The sequence below is a fragment of the Mycobacterium sp. 29Ha genome (assembly GCF_032883055.1).
Taxonomy (GTDB): Bacteria; Actinomycetota; Actinomycetes; order Mycobacteriales; family Mycobacteriaceae; genus Mycobacterium; species Mycobacterium gallinarum.
This window is the reverse complement of sequence record NZ_JAMQTI010000004.1, coordinates 34,850-51,814: the sequence shown is the minus strand read 5'-3', so window position 1 is coordinate 51,814 and position 16,965 is coordinate 34,850. Positions and strand designations below refer to the sequence as shown.

The 16,965-nt window shown below is 66.3% G+C and carries 15 protein-coding genes, 1 tRNA gene, 1 other RNA gene and 1 pseudogene; 7 read left to right on the top strand and 11 right to left on the bottom strand.

Annotation, left to right across the window (positions count from 1 at the left end):
* Positions 1-13: 13 nt before the first annotated feature.
* The 3 genes and pseudogenes from M1248_RS06500 to M1248_RS06490 all read right to left on the bottom strand — a co-directional run bounded on the left by M1248_RS06500 (position 14) and on the right by M1248_RS06490 (position 1,806).
* A pseudogene (locus tag M1248_RS06500) lies at positions 14-807 on the bottom strand (endonuclease domain-containing protein).
* Between the two features lie 47 nt (positions 808-854).
* Positions 855-1,466 (bottom strand): recombination mediator RecR, encoded by a 612-nt coding sequence (gene recR, locus M1248_RS06495; RefSeq protein WP_163731933.1) that lies wholly within the window; start codon positions 1,464-1,466, stop codon positions 855-857.
* A 1-nt stretch (position 1,467) separates the two neighbouring features.
* Entirely contained in the window at positions 1,468-1,806 is a 339-nt protein-coding gene (locus M1248_RS06490; protein ID WP_163731936.1) for a YbaB/EbfC family nucleoid-associated protein, read from the bottom strand.
* A gap of 88 nt (positions 1,807-1,894) precedes the next feature.
* Here M1248_RS06490 and M1248_RS06485 point away from each other — a divergent pair, with 88 nt between their 5' ends.
* Positions 1,895-2,659 carry an Rv3717 family N-acetylmuramoyl-L-alanine amidase gene (locus M1248_RS06485; protein WP_174262120.1) on the top strand — a complete coding sequence of 255 codons (765 nt, stop codon included), beginning with the start codon at positions 1,895-1,897 and terminating at the stop codon, positions 2,657-2,659.
* A gap of 80 nt (positions 2,660-2,739) precedes the next feature.
* On the opposite strand, the gene M1248_RS06480 is transcribed toward M1248_RS06485, so the two are convergent.
* Complete coding sequence (locus M1248_RS06480) at positions 2,740-3,180, bottom strand: SRPBCC family protein (RefSeq protein ID WP_163731939.1); 441 nt, start codon at positions 3,178-3,180, stop codon at positions 2,740-2,742.
* 75 nt (positions 3,181-3,255) lie between these two features.
* On the opposite strand from M1248_RS06480, the gene M1248_RS06475 reads away from it, so the two are divergent.
* Positions 3,256-4,647: an FAD-binding oxidoreductase gene (locus M1248_RS06475; RefSeq protein ID WP_317147895.1), complete on the top strand. Its 1,392-nt coding sequence runs from the start codon at positions 3,256-3,258 to the stop codon at positions 4,645-4,647.
* Entirely contained in the window at positions 4,644-5,957 is a 1,314-nt protein-coding gene (locus M1248_RS06470) for a class I SAM-dependent methyltransferase (protein WP_317147894.1), read from the top strand. The genes M1248_RS06475 and M1248_RS06470 overlap by 4 nt, the downstream gene beginning before the upstream one ends.
* Before the next feature lie 3 nt (positions 5,958-5,960).
* On the opposite strand, the gene M1248_RS06465 is transcribed toward M1248_RS06470, so the two are convergent.
* The 3 genes from M1248_RS06465 to ffs form a co-directional block, all read right to left on the bottom strand.
* Entirely contained in the window at positions 5,961-7,865 is a 1,905-nt protein-coding gene (locus M1248_RS06465) for a DNA polymerase III subunits gamma/tau (RefSeq protein WP_317147893.1), read from the bottom strand.
* Between the two features lie 107 nt (positions 7,866-7,972).
* Positions 7,973-9,250, bottom strand: a complete 1,278-nt coding sequence (locus M1248_RS06460; protein ID WP_317147892.1) for an aminotransferase class I/II-fold pyridoxal phosphate-dependent enzyme — start codon at positions 9,248-9,250, stop codon at positions 7,973-7,975.
* A gap of 37 nt (positions 9,251-9,287) precedes the next feature.
* Positions 9,288-9,384: signal recognition particle sRNA small type (gene ffs / locus M1248_RS06455), an RNA gene on the bottom strand.
* Between the two features lie 68 nt (positions 9,385-9,452).
* Between ffs and M1248_RS06450 the strand changes: the two genes are divergently transcribed.
* The 3 genes from M1248_RS06450 to M1248_RS06440 all read left to right on the top strand — a co-directional run bounded on the left by M1248_RS06450 (position 9,453) and on the right by M1248_RS06440 (position 11,455).
* Positions 9,453-9,538: transfer RNA gene (locus M1248_RS06450), tRNA-Ser, on the top strand.
* A 71-nt stretch (positions 9,539-9,609) separates the two neighbouring features.
* Positions 9,610-10,401, top strand: a complete 792-nt coding sequence (locus tag M1248_RS06445; protein ID WP_163731954.1) for a hypothetical protein — start codon at positions 9,610-9,612, stop codon at positions 10,399-10,401.
* 28 nt (positions 10,402-10,429) lie between these two features.
* Positions 10,430-11,455, top strand: coding sequence for a S1C family serine protease (locus M1248_RS06440; protein ID WP_163731957.1), 1,026 nt, complete (start codon positions 10,430-10,432; stop codon positions 11,453-11,455).
* Between the two features lie 9 nt (positions 11,456-11,464).
* Here M1248_RS06440 and M1248_RS06435 read toward each other — a convergent pair whose 3' ends face one another.
* Complete coding sequence (locus M1248_RS06435; RefSeq protein ID WP_163731960.1) at positions 11,465-12,139, bottom strand: TetR/AcrR family transcriptional regulator C-terminal domain-containing protein; 675 nt, start codon at positions 12,137-12,139, stop codon at positions 11,465-11,467.
* 77 nt (positions 12,140-12,216) lie between these two features.
* On the opposite strand from M1248_RS06435, the gene M1248_RS06430 reads away from it, so the two are divergent.
* Positions 12,217-13,284, top strand: coding sequence for a dihydrodipicolinate reductase (locus M1248_RS06430; protein WP_317147891.1), 1,068 nt, complete (start codon positions 12,217-12,219; stop codon positions 13,282-13,284).
* Here M1248_RS06430 and M1248_RS06425 read toward each other — a convergent pair.
* The 3 genes from M1248_RS06425 to M1248_RS06415 all read right to left on the bottom strand — a co-directional run bounded on the left by M1248_RS06425 (position 13,281) and on the right by M1248_RS06415 (position 16,924).
* Positions 13,281-14,561, bottom strand: coding sequence for a serine hydrolase domain-containing protein (locus M1248_RS06425; RefSeq protein WP_163731966.1), 1,281 nt, complete (start codon positions 14,559-14,561; stop codon positions 13,281-13,283). The two genes, M1248_RS06430 and M1248_RS06425, sit on opposite strands and share 4 nt — an antisense overlap.
* Before the next feature lie 52 nt (positions 14,562-14,613).
* Positions 14,614-15,069 (bottom strand): hypothetical protein, encoded by a 456-nt coding sequence (locus tag M1248_RS06420; RefSeq protein WP_163731969.1) that lies wholly within the window; start codon positions 15,067-15,069, stop codon positions 14,614-14,616.
* 61 nt (positions 15,070-15,130) lie between these two features.
* Positions 15,131-16,924: a hypothetical protein gene (locus tag M1248_RS06415; protein ID WP_317147890.1), complete on the bottom strand. Its 1,794-nt coding sequence runs from the start codon at positions 16,922-16,924 to the stop codon at positions 15,131-15,133.
* Positions 16,925-16,965: the final 41 nt, after the last annotated feature.

Below are 16,965 nucleotides of genomic sequence, written 5' to 3'. Positions count from 1 at the left end.
ATCGCTTTCCACGTTATGCAGCGAAAGTACGAGTGAACCTCTGCATTTCGTTGATTTCGATGAGGCAGCCGCGGCTCACCAGGGCAGCTTCGACCCGAGCGATCACGTCCTGAGGCTTGTCCTCGGCGATCACCCGGATCACGATCCAGCCGAGCGCCTCGAGCATGCGCAGCCGCGCGATGTCTTTCACATACTGGCGGCGGTCCTTTCGATGATGATCGCCGTCGTATTCGACCGCGACCTGGTACTCGCGCCAGCCCATGTCGAGAAAAACCGCATAGGAGCCCGTGGGCACGACGATCTGCGTCTCGGGCCGCGGAAATCCTGAGTCGATCAACAACAGGCGGATACGCGACTCCCTCGGTGACGACGCTCCGCCGTCGACGAGTGGAAGCAGCTCACGCAGCTGCTTGACGCCGTGAGCCCGCGGATGCGCATCTGCCAATCCAACGACCTCGGCGATCGAATAGACCTGGTTCCACATCAGCGCATCCAGCCGGGTGAGCGCCTCGGCTCTATCCAGATGCCGACCGAGATCGAACGCCGTGCGCACCCGGGTCGTCACGGGTAAGCCGGCGAGACGAGTGATCTCGTCATCCGCCACCTGCTCGGCCCTCGGCACCATTCCCTTTTGCGCACGAATCTTGACGCCCGCGAGCTCGATGGGATGAGTCGGCTCCACATACGGCGCGCCGCATCCTTCGGTGCGTAGACACCGTGATGGACCCGTCGATACCAGCGGCTCAACTCGTGGCGAGTGACACGCCCCGCCGCCATCGCTTCGCTGCCAATGAAGATGTCCGCCATGGCTGCATCCTGCCGCGGCCCAGTGACACCTCAGATGCAAAGCGAAGCTAGGCCATTGCGCGGCGACCCGCGAGCGCGCGGCCCAGCGTCAGCTCATCCGCGAACTCCAGGTCACCACCCATCGGGAGCCCCGACGCGATACGCGTGACCGTGAGACCCGGGATGTCGCGCAGCATCCGCACGAGATACGTCGCTGTGGCCTCGCCTTCGGTGTTCGGATCGGTCGCGATGATCACCTCGGTGATATCCACGCCGTCGACGCGTTCGCCAATCCTGTTCAACAGCTCGCGAATTCGCAGCTGTTCCGGCCCGATTCCGGACAACGGGTCAAGCGCACCGCCGAGCACGTGATAGCGGCCGCGGAACTCACGGGTGCGCTCGACGGCCTGCACATCCTTGGGTTCCTCGACGACGCACACCACGGATCCGTCGCGGCGGGCATCCGAACAGATCCGGCACCGCTCGTCGTCGGACACATTGCCGCACACCGCGCAGAACGTGACCCCGTCGCGGATCCGTCCCAGCACCGCGGACAACCGGTCGATCTGCGGCGGCTCGACGGACAGCAGGTGGAATGCGATCCGCTGCGCGCTCTTCGGCCCGATGCCCGGCAGCTTGCCGAGCTCGTCGATCAGATCCTGGACCGGTCCCTCGAACAAGTCAGATTCCTGGCAGACCCATGTCGCCCATGCCACCGGCCAACGGACCGAGACGGTCGTGCGCCAGGATCGTGACCTGCTTGGACGCATCGGCGATCGCGCCGACGACGAGGTCCTGCAGCGTCTCGACGTCCTGCGGGTCGACGACCTTGGGGTCGATCCGGACCGCGATCACCTCACCACTGCCCTTCATCGTGACCTGCACCAGGCCGCCACCCGCTTGACCGTTGACCTCGGCCGCGGCCAGCGCAGCCTGAGCCTCCATCAACTGCTGCTGCACCTGCTGCGCCTGGGCCAGAAGAGCGGACATATCGGGCTGGCCACCACTGCCGGGTTGCATGACGATCCCCTTGCGTATTGGTCTCGACTCGGTTGCGTCGTCGCGTTGGGGTTTCAGCCTAGTCGGGGTCAGCGCTACGGTGGCGCCCGTGCATCCCCGCCTGCGTGTCGGTGCCACCCGAACATTGCGCTCCTGCGCCGCGGTGGCGACCGGACTCCTCATCGCCGCATCGACGCTTGTCAGCCCCGCATCCGCAGCGCCGGCCAACATCGCCGGCAAGATCGTCTTCCTCGACCCCGGTCACAACGCCGTCAACGATTCGTCCATCAGCCGCCAGGTGCCCACCGGGCGCGGTGGCACCAAGGATTGCCAGGCCAGCGGCACGTCCACCGACGACGGCTATGCCGAGCATGCCTTCGCCTGGGAGACCACGCTGCGCATCCGCCAGGCGCTGAACGCGCTCGGCGTGCGTACTGCGATGTCACGCGGCGACGACGCCAGCGCGGGTCCCTGCGTCGACGAACGCGCGGCAATGGCCAACTCCCTGCGCCCCGACGCGGTCGTCAGCATCCACGCCGACGGCGGGCCCGCCAGCGGTCGCGGCTTCCACGTCCTGTACTCGTCCCCACCGCTCAACGACGTGCAGGCCGGGCCGTCGGTGCGGCTGGCCACGATCATGAAGGACCAGTTGCAGGCATCGGGCCTGGTGCCGTCCACTTACATCGGTACCGGCGGCCTGAATCCGCGGTCGGACATCGCGGGGCTCAACCTCGCGCAGTTCCCATCGGTCCTGGTCGAGCTCGGCAACATGAAGAACCCGGCCGATTCTGCGCTGATGAAGACGCCCGAGGGACGGCAGAAGTACGCCGACGCCGTGGTGCGCGGGATCGCCGGCTTCCTCGGCTCCAGCTAGCCCTCCGGCCTGAATGTCGGGCCTAGCGGCCCTCCGGCCTGAATGTCGGGCCTAGCGGCCCTCCGGCCTGAATGTCGGGCCTAGCGGCCCTCCACCTGCTTCTTGAGGTTCTCCAGCACCTCAGCCTGGATTTTCCGCAGGCCCAGCGGCGCGAACGTCTTCTCGAAGAAGCCGCCGATGCCGCCCGCGCCCTTCCACGAGGTCTTGACGGTCACCGACGAGCCCTCCCCTGCCGGGGAGACCGTCCAATTCGTGATCATCGTCGAGTTGGCGTCCTTCTCGATCACCGTGTGACCTGCCACGTCGACGCTCGCCTTCACGTCACGCACCCGTGATTTCGTCGCCTGCAGCTTCCACGACGCCACTGTGCCCGCGCCCTGTCCGCCCTCGAGCACCCGGTATTCGCTGTAGTGCGGCGAGAGAATCTTGGGGCGCACGTTCGCATAGTCGGCGACGGCCGCCAGGACGGTCTCCGGGGCGGCGGCGATCTCGACGGTGCTGGACGCGCTGACCTGTCCCATCGGTGCAACTCCTAGGTAGGGGTGATCACAGTCGGTGCGGTCGCATCACCTGCGACCGCGGACTAGCGTATATCTGTGTCAGTGGTGGATACCGACGCACGTTCTGCTCACTCCGCTGGGGTAGAGCGGCTACTGGCCAGCTACCGGGCGATTCCCCCGAACGCGACGGTCCGACTGGCCAAACCCACGTCGAACCTCTTCCGGGCCCGTGCCAAGACGTCGACCAAGGGTCTGGACGTCTCGGGCCTCGGCGGGGTCATCGCCGTCGATCCCGAGAATCGGACCGCGGACGTCGCCGGAATGTGCACGTACGAGGACCTGGTCGCGGCGACGCTGCCCTACGGGCTTGCGCCGCTTGTGGTGCCGCAGCTCAAGACGATCACGCTCGGCGGAGCAGTCACCGGCCTCGGCATCGAATCGACGTCGTTCCGCAACGGGCTGCCGCACGAGTCGGTGCTGGAGATGGACATCCTCACCGGCACCGGCGACGTCATCACCGCCTCGCCCACCGAGAATTCTGACCTATTCCGCGCCTTCCCGAATTCCTATGGCACGCTGGGATATTCGGTTCGCATCAAGATCGAGCTGGAACCGGTCAAACCGTTCGTCGAGCTTCGGCATCTGCGATTCCACTCACTGACGGATCTCTTCGCCGCGATGGACCGCATCATCGAAACCGGAGGCCACCCCGACATAGCGGCCGGCAAGCCCGTCGACTACCTCGACGGTGTCGTGTTCTCGGCCGACGAGAGCTACCTGGTACTCGGATTCCAGACCGGCACTCCGGGTCCCGTGAGCGACTACACCGGCCAGCAGATCTACTACCGGTCCATCCAGCACCCCGAGGGCGAAAAGCACGACCGCCTGACGATCCACGACTACCTGTGGCGCTGGGACACCGACTGGTTCTGGTGCTCAAGGGCATTCGGCGCCCAGGATCCGCTCATCCGCCGGTTCTGGCCGCGGCGCTACCGGCGCAGCAGCGTCTACTGGAAGCTGATCGGCTACGACCAACGCTTCAACATCGCCGACAGGATCGAAAAGCGCAACGGCAGACCACCATTGGAACGCGTCGTGCAGGACATCGAGGTCCCGTTGTCCCGCGCAGAGGAGTTCGTCGAATGGTTCCTGTCCAACGTGCCGATCGAGCCGATCTGGTTGTGCCCGTTGCGGCTCCGCGGCGACACCACCTGGCCGCTGTACCCGATCCGCGCCCAGAGCACGTACGTCAACGTCGGGTTCTGGTCGTCGGTGCCAATGGGTCCGACCGAAGGACATACGAATAGATTGATCGAACGTAAGGTCAGCGAGCTGGATGGTCACAAATCGCTGTATTCCGATGCGTACTACAGCCCGGACGAGTTCGACGAACTCTATGGTGGAGAAACCTACAAGACCGTCAAAAAGACCTACGACCCCGACTCGAGACTCCTCGACCTGTACGCAAAGGCGGTGCAACGACGATGACCACATTCAAAGAACACTCGACACAAGCGCCAGCCGGAAGACTCACGTTGGCAGAGATCCTGGAGATCTTCGCCGCGGGTCAGATTCCGCTGAAATTCACCGCTTACGACGGCAGTTCAGCCGGACCCGAGGACGCCACGCTCGGCCTCGACCTGTTGACACCGCGCGGCACCACGTATCTCGCGACCGCCCCCGGTGAGCTCGGGCTCGCGCGCGCATACGTAGCGGGCGATCTCAGACCGCTCGGCGTCCATCCGGCCGATCCCTACGACCTGCTCATGGCGCTGGCCGACAAACTCGATTTCAGGCTTCCGCCACCGCGCGTGCTTGCCAACATCGTGCGCACGATCGGCATCGAGCATCTGAAGCCGATCGCCCCGCCGCCCCAGGAAGCGCTGCCGCGCTGGCGTCGCGTCATGGAAGGTTTGCGGCACAGCAAGACTCGCGACGCCGAGGCCATTCACCACCACTACGACGTCTCGAACAAGTTCTACGAGTGGGTGCTCGGTCCGTCGATGACCTACACCTGCGCGTGCTATCCGGATGCCGACGCGACTTTGGAGGAGGCACAGGAGAACAAGTACCGACTGGTGTTCGAGAAGCTGCGGCTGCAGCCCGGTGATCGACTGCTCGACGTGGGCTGCGGATGGGGCGGCATGGTCCGATACGCCGCGCGCCACGGTGTGAAGGCGATCGGCGTCACGCTCTCCAAGGAGCAGGCGGAGTGGGCTCAGAATGCGATCGACGAGCAGGGCCTGTCGGACCTCGCCGAGGTGCGCCACGGCGACTACCGCGATATCCGGGAATCCGGGTTTGACGCCGTCTCTTCGATCGGGCTCACCGAGCACATCGGCGTACAGAACTATCCGGCGTACTTCCGGTTCCTCCAGTCGAAGATGCGTGTCGGCGCGCTGCTGCTCAACCACTGCATCACCCGCCATGACAACCGAACCGGCGCCAACGCAGGCGGTTTCATCGACCGCTACGTGTTTCCCGACGGGGAGCTCACGGGTTCGGGCCGCATCATCAGCGAGGCGCAGGACGTCGGCCTCGAGGTGGTGCACGAGGAGAATCTGCGCCACCACTACGCGCTGACGCTGCGCGACTGGTGCCGCAACCTCGAAGAGCGCTGGGACGAGGCCGTCGAAGAAGTCGGGCTTCCCACCGCGAAGGTGTGGGGGCTGTACATGGCCGGTTCGCGAGTGGGCTTCGAGACGAATGTCGTTCAGCTGCACCAGGTTCTGGCCGTCAAGCTGGACGAGCGCGGGAACGACGGCGGGCTGCCGTTGCGCCCGTGGTGGACGCCCTAGGGCCTAGCCGCCGTCGATGCGGCGGGCGCCGAGTTCGTTCTGAAGAAGCTCCAGCGCCACCTCTTCCGGGTCGCGTCGCGGTGTATCGGACGTGTCGTTGCCCGCTTCGGCGAGCATGCTCTCCTCGTCGTCGACGTCGATCGGTGGCGGCGGGCCAGGCGCGGCGGCGGGCTTCTGCTCCGGCTCGGCGGCGGGCGGCGGACCGGGCGGGCCCACCTCGCACCGGATCTTCCAGTCGACACCCAGTGCGTCCTTGAGCGCCTCGCGGATGACATCGGAATTGCGCTGTTCAGTCAGCCGTTTGGCCAGCGGTGCGGACTCGTGGCTGAGCACTAGGGTGTCACCCTCGACGGAGCGGACGATCGCGCCGGCCAGCATCACCTCGGTGGTGCGGCTGCGCTGACGGACCTTCTCGCGCACCGTCGTCCACATGCTGCGCACCGCAGCGGCGTTCGGTTCACCGGTGACGGCCGCGGGTGGGGGCGCCGCGACGACGGGGTCGGCGGGCTGGCGGACCGGAGGAGGCGATGCCGGTTCCGGTTTCGGAGCGGAAACCGGCTCAGGCGGCTTGGGCGGCGCGGGTGTCGGCTCCGGCATCGGCTTGGGCTCGACGACGACCGTCGGCTCGAGCGCCGGCTTCAGCTCCGGTGCGGGCTTGGGGGCGACGGGTGCTTCGGCGCCGGATTCCGGTGCGGCCTGGCTCTTGCGGCTGTACTTCGGCGCGCCCCCGGGCTGCTCCCCCGCCGGGATCGACATGTCCAGCCGGGTCTCGATGCGCTCGACGCGCTGCAACAACGCCGACTCGGTATCGCTGGCCGACGGCAACAGCAGCCGCGCGCACACGACCTCGAGCAGCAGCCTGGGCGCCGTCGCACCGCGCATCTCACCCAGCCCGGCGTGCACCACCTCCGCGTAGCGGGTCAGCGTTGCGCTGCCGACACGGGTCGCCTGATCGCGCATTCGCTCCAGCACGTCCTCGGGCCCGTCCACCACCCCGCGGGCGACCGCGTCGGGAACCGACTGCAGCACGATCAGATCGCGGAACCGTTCGAGCAGATCGGTGGCGAACCGCCGCGGGTCGTGACCGGCATCGATCACACCCTCGACTGCCCCGAACAGCGCGGCGGCATCGCCCGCCGCGAGCGCATCGATCGCATCGTCGATCAACGCCACATCGGTGGCACCCAGCAGCGCCAGGGCCCGTGGGTAACTGACCTGGTTACCGTCCGCTCCCGCCAACAGCTGGTCGAGCACCGACAGCGTGTCACGGGGCGATCCGCCGCCGGCGCGGATGACGAGCGGGTACACCGCGTCATCGACCGTGACCGTCTCCTGCGCGCAGATGCGCTCCAGCAGCGACCGCATGGTCCGCGGTGCCAATAACCGGAACGGGTAGTGATGCGTCCGCGAGCGAATGGTCGGCAGCACCTTCTCCGGCTCTGTCGTGGCGAACACGAAGATCAGATGTTCCGGCGGCTCTTCGACGATCTTCAGCAGCGCGTTGAAGCCCGCCGTGGTGACCATGTGCGCTTCGTCGATGATGAAGATGCGGTACCTCGACTGCGCCGGAGCGTAGAACGCGCGATCGCGTAGCTCGCGGGTGTCGTCCACACCGCCGTGGCTGGCGGCGTCCAGTTCGGTGACGTCGACGCTGCCGCCCCCGTTGGGCGCGAGCGCCACGCAGGACGCACAGACCCCACACGGCGTGGCCGTCGGCCCCTGCTCACAGTTCAACGACCGGGCCAGGATTCGCGCCGACGACGTCTTGCCGCACCCGCGCGGCCCGGAGAACAGATACGCGTGGTTGATGCGCCCCGCTGTCAGCGCCGTGGACAGCGGTTCGGTGACGTGCTCCTGGCCAACCACGTCGGCGAAGGTCGCGGGTCTGTACTTGCGGTAGAGCGCCACGCTCGCACACGCTACCGAGGCCGGCTGACGCCGTAGCGCCGCGTACAGCCAAACCCCTCACTTCTCGTGAGATGAGCCGACGTGCGATGGGTCATCACGTAGGCGAGCTAGTCCTTCAGCAACGCTTCGGTGGCCGAGAGCAGCGCACAGGTCGCCAGGCCGTCCATCGCCTCGCGCAACTCGGGCAGCGGCGGGAACGATGGCGCGATCCGAATGTTCTTGTCCTCCGGATCTTTTCGGTATGGGAAGGTGGCGCCGGCCTCGGTGACCGCGATACCTGCATCCTTGGCCAGCGCGATGGTGCGGCGCGCGGTGCCCGGCAGCACATCCAGGCTCACGAAGTAGCCGCCCTTCGGCTCGGTCCACGACGCGATCTTGGACTCGCCAAGCCGGTCGGCCAGGATCTCCAGCACCGTGGCGAACTTGGGCGCCAGCAGCTCCTGATGACGCCGCATCTGCAGCCGCACCCCGTCGGCGTCGCCGAAGAATCGCAGATGCCGCAGCTGGTTCACCTTGTCCGGCCCGATCGACTTCTTGCCCGCGTACTGCAGATACCACGCGATGTTGCCCAGCGAGCCCCCGAAGAAGCTCACCCCAGCACCGGCGAAGGTGATCTTTGACGTCGAAGCGAACACCAGCGGCCGGTTCGGATTCCCCGCCGCCTCGGCCAGCCCCAGGACGTCGATGTTCTGCGCGAAATCGTGAGTCAACGTGTGCACCGCGTAGGCGTTGTCCCACATCAGCCGGAAATCGTTGGCAGCGGTCCGCATTTGAACCAGCCGCCGCACCTTCTCCCACGAATAGGTCACGCCGGTCGGGTTCGAGTACACCGGAACACACCACATGCCCTTGATGGCCGGGTCGACAGCGACCAACTCCTCGATCAGGTCGACGTCCGGGCCGTCCTCGTGCATGGGGACGGTGATCATCTCGATGCCCAGGGTCTCGGTGATCGCGAAGTGCCGGTCGTAGCCGGGCGCCGGGCACAGGAATTTGACGTCCGGCTCATCCTTCCAGGGCCGCGGAGAATCGACACCGCCGTGCAGCATCGTGAACGTCACGACGTCGTGCATGAACTCGAGGCTGGCGTTGTTGCCGGCGATCAGGTTCGGCACCCCGATCCCGAGGATCTCGCCGAAGATGGCCCGCAGCTCCGGCAGCCCGTGCAGGCCGCCGTAATTGCGCGTGTCGGTGCCGTCGCCGTCCTTGAAGTCGGCCTTCCCCGGAAGGTCCAACAGGCCGTTGGAGAGGTCGAGCTGGGCGGCCGACGGCTTGCCCCTGGTCAGATCCAGCTTGAGACCCTTGGCCTTGAGGTCGGCGTAATTGCGCGTCTGCAACTCGTGCTGTGCGCGAATTTCCGCAGGGCCGAGCGACTGAAACGACACGAGGCGCCTTTCACTGGGAGCGGGTGAACCCCGGGAAAAGAGGGGGACCCCGCGCACCCGCCAGAGCCCATTGACCCTTGCTGCCTTCCGGCCCTGGGGGAGTTCACAGGATGGACGCCGCGCGGGGTCCAGCAGGGAGTCTAATACCCGGCGTACATGTGACTGGACGGGCACATCAGCGTGGTCGGCTACCATGACCGGCGGAGGATTCGCCTAGTGGCCTATGGCGCTCGCCTGGAACGCGGGTTGGGTTAATAGCCCTCAGGGGTTCAAATCCCCTATCCTCCGCGCTTGGCCGGGGTGCGACCACATAGGAATGACCTGGTCGCACCCCGGGCCAACCAACCTCAAGGAGGAGTATGCGGCGCTGGGTCGCGGTCTTGTGGCACGCCTCGTTCTCGTGTGTTGCCGCGGCCCTGTTTTTCGCCTTCGTCCTGCCGCGCTGGTGGGAACTGATGGGTACGACGTCGCACACGCTCGGCACCGTGATGCGCATCGTCACCGGTGTGCTGATCGGCTTGGCCGCGCTACCGGTGGTCTTCACGCTGCTACGCACGCGACGGCCGGAGTTCCGTACGCCGCTGCTGGCCCTGCGGCTTCGGACGGCGTCGATCGTGCTGCACGTCCTCGCCGGTGTGCTAATCCTCGGCGCGGCGATCAGCGAGATCTGGCTTTCGCTGGACGACGCGGGTCAGTGGCTGTTCGGGATCTACGGTGCAGCCGCCGCGATCGCGCTGCTGGGGATTTTCTCGTTCTACCTGGCCGATGTCGCCGAGCTGCCACCACCACCGCCGAAACCGCTGAAGCCCAAGACGCCGAAGCAGCGCCGCGGCCGTAAGAAGGACGCTGAGGACGACGCTGAGGACACGGAGACCGCGGACGAGGCGACGGCAGACGAGACGCCCGCAGACGAGACTCCCGAAGAGGAGTCCGAAGACAAGCCCGCTGAGGTCACCGCTGAGGCCGAGGAGCCCGAGTCGACGGCAACAGAGCCCGAGGCGACGGCCGACGAAGCAGACAAAGCCGACGAAAACGCGCCGGATACCGACAAGGCAAACGGCAAATCCCCTGCTAACGGGACGTCCGAGAAGGCGGAGCCGACGCGGCGTCGCCGCAGGCGCCTGCGTGGCGGCGTCGCCGTTGACGATTAAAGATTTCGTTTTCGGGCAAAATGGGCTGATGCGCATAATTCGTATGCGTCGCTCCTGCGCGACGCTGTTGACCGCACTTGTCGCGGTCCTGGCGCTGGTGACGCCAGTGCACCCGGCTACGTCAGGGGCCGCCCCCGGGGATCCGATCGCCGCGGCGCGCGTGGTCGAGCCGGCGGTGGCACGTATCGACACCGAGATCTACTACCAGAACGCGGTCGGAAACGGCGCGGGCATCGTGCTTGACCCGAATGGTCAGGTGATGACCAATTTCCATGTGGTCGGCGGGGCCGACCGCATCACCGTCGCTGTCGCCGGTCGCGCGTTCCCCGCCGAACTCGTGGGCTATGACCGTCGTCGCGACATCGCGGTGCTCCAACTGCTGGGCGCCAGTGGGTTGCCTGTGGCGCCGATCGGCGATTCCGGTGCCCTGGTAGAAGGCGAGCCTGTCGTCGCCATCGGCAACGCACAGGGCAGCAACGCCCCGCTGACCCACGAAGTGGGCACGGTCACCGGATTCGGCCGCACGGTCAACGCTGAAGATGCACTCACCGGCAGTAAGGACGAATTGACCGGGCTGATCGAGTTCGCGGCACCGGTGGTCGCCGGGGATTCCGGCGGCCCCGTCGTGAACGGAGCGGGCCAGGTCGTCGGCGTCACGACAGCGGCGTCGGTGAACTTCCGGATGGGCCCGGGCGGCAAGGGCTTCGCCATTCCCATCAACGACGCGATGGCCATCGCCAACCAAATCCGCTCAGGGGCGGCGTCGGACTCGGTGCACATCGGCCCGCCGGTGCTGCTCGGTGTCGGCGTGCGTACCGCTCCGACCGATGGACCCGGTGTGCTCGTCGCCGACGTTCTGCGCGGCGGCCCCGCCGACCAGGCCGGTCTGGTCGCCGGCGACGTCCTCACGACACTGGATGGCACGCCGCTGGACTCGGCCACCACGTTGACGTACGTGCTGGACCGCCACTATCCCGGTGACGTCATCGATCTCACGTGGATCGACGGCAGCGGCCAGCAGCGTACCGGGAAGGTCGCGCTCACTCCGCTGTAAAGCGTTGCCTCACAACGACTCACGCTTCAGGATTCGTTCCAGACCGGCGATCACCACGCCGAGTTCGAAGTCGAACTGGGTTTGCGCGTCGTGTTCGGTGGCCGGTGCCGATTCGAGCACTCGGCGCAGCGCCGGGTAGGTGTCCTGCGGTTCCCGCAGCAGCGCCTCTGTCGTTTCCGCACGGTGGCGGTGGGCGCCGGACCCGGTCTGTGCGAGCACGGTCTGCGCGGCCGATTGCGCGATGTTCGACGCGGCGGTGAGGCCGTGCCGCGCGCTGTCGGGGTCCAGGCCCGCCGACAGCAGCGCGTCGAGGACGCGGTCGGCCAACGCCAGCGCCGCCGCCGTGCTGAGGCCGCCGAGCTGCGCAAAATCGGTCACGGAGTCCTGGATGCCCACCCGGATGAGTCCGTCGCGGAAGGCCATGGCGTAGGTCCGCAGGGTGGCCCGCCAGTCGTCGTCTGTGGGCAGTTCGACGGGCGCGAGTTCCCGCTCGAACTGGTCGAGCACCATCAGCGTCAGCAGGCCCGCACGGTCGCCGACGTAGTAGTGCAGCGCTTTGCGGCTCACTCCGAGCGCATCGGCGACGGCCTGCATGGTCAGGTCGCTGGCCGCGACGCTTCGGGCGGCGACAACGATCTGGTCCCGGCTGATCCGCGGTGGACGCCCCCTGGTTCGCCCGCTCATCATCGTCACCATAGGCGATTTTTCGCCGGTCGGTAAAAACGCTTCCCCGCCGCGCCGGACGCCCCTATGCTGAGCGCGTGCCCAACACCCCATACCGGGTCGTCCAGTGGACGACGGGAAATGTCGGAAAAAGCTCGGTCGAGGCGATCGCCAAGAACCCGAACTACGAACTCGTCGGCCTCTACGCATGGTCGAAGGACAAGGTGGGGCGCGACGCAGGCGAACTGGCGGGCATCGAGCCGCTGGGGGTCAAGGCCAGCAACGACGTGGACGAGCTGTTGGCGCTGAAGCCCGACGTCGTGGTGTACAACCCGATGTGGATCGACGTCGACGAATTGGTCCACATCCTCGAGGCCGGTGTGAATGTCGTCGCGTCCGCGTCCTTCATCACCGGCCACAATCTCGGCGACGGCCGCGCCAAACTCGAAGATGCATGCCAACGAGGCGGATCCACGCTGTTCGGCTCGGGCGTCAGCCCCGGGTTCGCCGAGTTGCTGGCCATCGTGGCCACCACCGCATGCGACCGGGTCGACAAGATCACCATCGCCGAGTCCGCCGACACCACCCTCTACGACTCGCCTGACACCGAGCGGCCAGTCGGCTTCGACAAGAAGATCGACGATCCCGACCTACCGCCGATGGCCGAGAAGGGCACGGCGGTGTTCGCCGAGGCGGTGCAGCTGGTCGCCGACGCCGTCGGCATCGAACTGGACGAGATCAAGTGTGTATCCGAATACGCCCAGACCACAGAGGATCTCCCGATGGCCTCGTGGACCATCAAAGCCGGGCACGTCGCCGGTGTATACGCCAGCTGGCAGGGAATTGCCAACGGCAAGACCGTGATCGACATCAACGTTCGGTGGAAAAAGGGGCAGACGCTGGATCCGGACTGGCAGCTCGACGGCGATGGATGGAAGATCACCATCGACGGGCGGCCGACGGTCAATATGCAGGTCGGTTTCCTCCCACCGCCCGACATGATCGAGAACACCAAGACCCTCGAGGACTTCTTCGTGCTCGGACACATCATGACGGCGATGCCGCCGATCCACGCCATCGGCGCAGTCGTCGCGGCGGCACCTGGCATCGCCACCTACAACGATCTGCCGCTGCCGCAGGCACGCGGCGTCGTTCCGACGAGTTAGCGGCGGCCCGCGACTTTCCTTTGCGGAGCCGACTCCCGATAGCGCGCACCGTATTTCGGCACAACCATGGGACCGTTGTGCCGGGCGGCGGTGATGGCGTTGCGCAGGGGGCGGGCAATGCCGGCAAAAGAGCCCATGTCGAAGAGCATCGGCGTGAGCAGTCGATCGTGGACGAACGCGAATGCACTGCCGGTCGTCGGATCGGCCCAGCCCAGGGTGCCGCCGAGGCCGATATGGCCAAAACCCTTGAGCAGCCCGGGTATCGGCGATTCATGGTAGCCGAGATGAAACGGCATCGGTACGCCGACGTTCAGATCCGGCCACGGCTTCGGGTTTCCGACGAGACCCTGCGTCAATTCCGATGACAGGAGCTCGACGCCGTCGAGACTGCCGCCATTGGCGACCGCGGCGTACATCCTTGCCAGCCCACGTGCCGTCACCACACCGTTGGCCGCGGGCACCTCGCCGTCGAGAAACGGGATATCGCCCTGCACAAGGGATTTGATGCCAGGAAAGTACATGGCGCCAAGCGCACCCGACAACGGAAGCCCGGCCACTTTCGGCGCGACGAAATCGAATATCGGATTCGCGCGGGAGCCCTGCGGCGCGAGAATCTGCGCGACCTTGGTGGGCGAGCCCGCCGGAGGACGACCGAGATGCAGGCCATCGGTATTCAGAGGTTGCGCGACTTCGGCACGGATGAGCTCGCGCATACCCATCCCGGTGACGGCCCTCGCCAAACCGGAGAGAATCCACCCGTACGTCAGCGCGTGGTAGGCCTGCCGGCCGCGCTGCCGATCGGCGGGTGCGGCGGCGAGCCGCTCTTCCATGTGCAGATGGTCCAGCAGTTCCTCCTTGGTCACGCCCTTGAGATGGGCCAGCCCGGATCGATGTCGAAGGACGTCGCGCACGGTGATGTCGTCCTTGCCGTTGGCGCCGAACTCGGGCCAGAAATTCGCGACGGGCTCGTCATACGACAGCAGCCCACGATCGACTAGACGGTGGATGACCATCGCCGCGACCCCTTTGGTCGCGGAGAACACCATCGCCCCCGTATCGGCTGTCCACGGCACCTGCCCGGATCTGTCCGACCACCCCGTCCACACGTCGACGACGGGTCGGCCATCGATGTACACCACCAGCGCGCCACCGCCGAATCGGCGGCCCGGGAACATTCCAGCGAAGATCCGCACGACGTTTCCGAAGCGTGGGTCCGCCGCACCCTGGACGTCGCGCGGCAAACCCTCCTCGGCCCGCAGCAGTGACGCCTTTGTCATATCGCCAACAATGCGTCCGTAGCCATCGCCGTGGGCGCAGAACCGCAATAATTCAGCCGGTCACGCTCATGACGTGGGCCTTGAGCTGCGCCCCCGGCGGGCCCTCCAGGACGACGTCCTTGCGGATCTGCGCCTGGTCCTTGTGCACGGTGAACTCGCCCTTCTGTGGCGCGTTCCCGCCGAGAACCTCGTAGAACACCGTGAACGGCGTCTCTGGCAGCGGATGCAGCCCAATGTATTTCGGCTCGATCGTGTACTTATAGCTGCACAATGCGTCGGGCTCGCAGTTCTGCTCGGTCACATTGACCCCGATGGCGAACTCGACGGGAGTCGGCACCTTCGGCTGCGGTGGTGCGAGCGTCGTGCGCGGTGTCACCGCCCGCTCGGACGGCTTCGGCGCCGTGATGCTTCCGAAGATCATCACGGCCGCGATACCGACGCCGCTGGCGACGATGGCTACCAGAGCCAGACCCGCAGACCACTTCCGGACGGTCGACGAAACATGCATTTGTCTATTCAAATCTGGTGCGCGCCCGAGCGCGGCATTTCGGCCGCGCTCGGGCACCGCGTCAGAACGCTGACCGTCGTCGCTTGCCGAGGACCGTCATGACGATCGCGCCGACCGCTACGACCGCGACCAGGGCGGCCCCCGCAATGAGCAGGAAGTCAGTGCCACCCAACCCGGTGGGCTTCTCGTCGCTCACCAGTTTCAGGTCATAGTTTCCGGGCAGCGGTCCTTCTCCAGGGGCTTCCATCCCGGGGAAGCTCTGCGTCTCGTTGACCACGAATTGCGGCACACCCGCCTCGTTGTTCTTCCACTCACCCCACGCCGGCGTCACGCCGTCGAGAAGGACCTTGTGGAGGTTGTTGTTGGTCGGATCGGGACCCACGTCGACGACCCTTTTGACAACCATCGGAGCGTAGGTCGCGTTGGTGTACTGGACCTGAACCGGGACGTCGGTGAGGGTCCGGACCGGCGGCGGCGGCGGCGGTGGCGGCTGCCCGGGTCCTGGAACGTAGCCGCCGCCGAAGAAGTTGCCGACGGCAAGTTCGATGGGGATTCCGAACGCGTTGAGGCGAATTGCGGAGAAGTTGTACGAACCCGCATCCCGCACCTCGGTGACCACCCGGCCGAACGGTTCGATGATCACGATCCGCGGCTCGCCGCCGACCTCGTACACCACCTTCATGGGCTCGGGGTAGGGATTGAAGATCAACGGACGGTAGTACTTGTCGTACTGCACCCAGTCGGGCTGCCATTGAGCAACGTTGGCCTCGACCTTGATCGCCGCCTCCGCACTGATTGGGCCACCAGTCTTCACCTCGCCGGTCAGCACGAGGTCATGCAACTCCTCGACCTCGGCCTTCGGAGCAGGCGGGGGATTCACGTCAACCGCCGGCGCGGTTTCGGCCTTTTCGATGTTTTCCGGGGCGGCGTCCGTCTGCTTTGGCTCGACAGGCGTTTTGGCCTCCGCCGCCTCGGCATTCGAAACGACCGTTCCACCTGCGGGATTGGTCTCCGGGTCGGTTCCGGTCGTTCCACCGGTTCCCTCGGTGCCACCGGTTCCCTCGGTTCCACCGGTTCCCTCGGTTCCACCGGTGCCCTCAGTTCCACCGGTGCCCTCAGTTCCACCCGTGGTTCCACCGGTCGTTCCTTCGGTTCCACCGGTTCCTTCGGTGCCACCGGTTCCCTCGGTTCCACCCGTGGTTCCACCGGTCGTTCCTTCGGTTCCACCGGTTCCCTCGGTGCCGCCGGTTCCCTCGGTCCCCTCGGTTCCACCGGTCGTTCCCTCGGTGCCACCGGTTCCCTCAGTTCCGCCGGTTCCTTCGGTGCTACCGGTTCCTTCGGTGCCACCGGTGCTACCGGTTCCTTCGGTGCCACTGGTGCTACCGGTGCCCTCGGTGGAGTCAGGTGTCTTGGTGTCGGGCGTGGACCCTTCGGCCCCGGACTCAGGGGTGTTCGCCGGAGGTGCCTCCTCCGTGACCACCGGCGGCGCCTCCTCTGTCACGACCGGAGCCGGGGTGTCCGCGGGGGCCTCAACGACCGGCGGCGCCTCGACCACCGGCGGCGCCTCGACAACCGGCGGGGCCTCGACAACCGGCGGGGCTTCCACGACCGGTGGGGCCTCCACGACTGGCGGGGAGTAGAATGGGGTCTCTTCGTACACCGGGGTATCCACCACGGTGGTCTCTTCCGTCGGCTGCGCGAGCGCGGGAACCGCACCCATGCTCAAGGCCGCCGACGAGACGGTTACGACCGACGCCAGAGTGACAGCCAGGCCGCGGACGGCTCTGGGTCTGGCAGCGAAGTTCTTCATGCTCATGACGATGTGCTCCTGCTCAGGTGGCTTGCTGAATGGCATGAGCCTCGGTCGTTGTTCTTGGATCTTTCTTGGACACCTGT

What these genes read in the sequence shown, in the direction of transcription:
- M1248_RS06480 (WP_163731939.1), bottom strand. Translation starts at nt 3,180, where the DNA reads ATGGGACAGGTCAGCGCGTCCAGCACCGTCGAGATCGCCGCCGCCCCG.
- M1248_RS06470 (WP_317147894.1), top strand. Translation starts at nt 4,644, where the DNA reads ATGACCACATTCAAAGAACACTCGACACAAGCGCCAGCCGGAAGACTC.
- M1248_RS06445 (WP_163731954.1), top strand. Translation starts at nt 9,610, where the DNA reads ATGCGGCGCTGGGTCGCGGTCTTGTGGCACGCCTCGTTCTCGTGTGTT.
- M1248_RS06435 (WP_163731960.1), bottom strand. Translation starts at nt 12,139, where the DNA reads ATGAGCGGGCGAACCAGGGGGCGTCCACCGCGGATCAGCCGGGACCAG.
- M1248_RS06440 (WP_163731957.1), top strand. Translation starts at nt 10,430, where the DNA reads ATGCGCATAATTCGTATGCGTCGCTCCTGCGCGACGCTGTTGACCGCA.
- M1248_RS06425 (WP_163731966.1), bottom strand. Translation starts at nt 14,561, where the DNA reads ATGACAAAGGCGTCACTGCTGCGGGCCGAGGAGGGTTTGCCGCGCGAC.
- M1248_RS06415 (WP_317147890.1), bottom strand. Translation starts at nt 16,924, where the DNA reads ATGCCATTCAGCAAGCCACCTGAGCAGGAGCACATCGTCATGAGCATG.
- M1248_RS06490 (WP_163731936.1), bottom strand. Translation starts at nt 1,806, where the DNA reads ATGCAACCCGGCAGTGGTGGCCAGCCCGATATGTCCGCTCTTCTGGCC.
- M1248_RS06420 (WP_163731969.1), bottom strand. Translation starts at nt 15,069, where the DNA reads ATGCATGTTTCGTCGACCGTCCGGAAGTGGTCTGCGGGTCTGGCTCTG.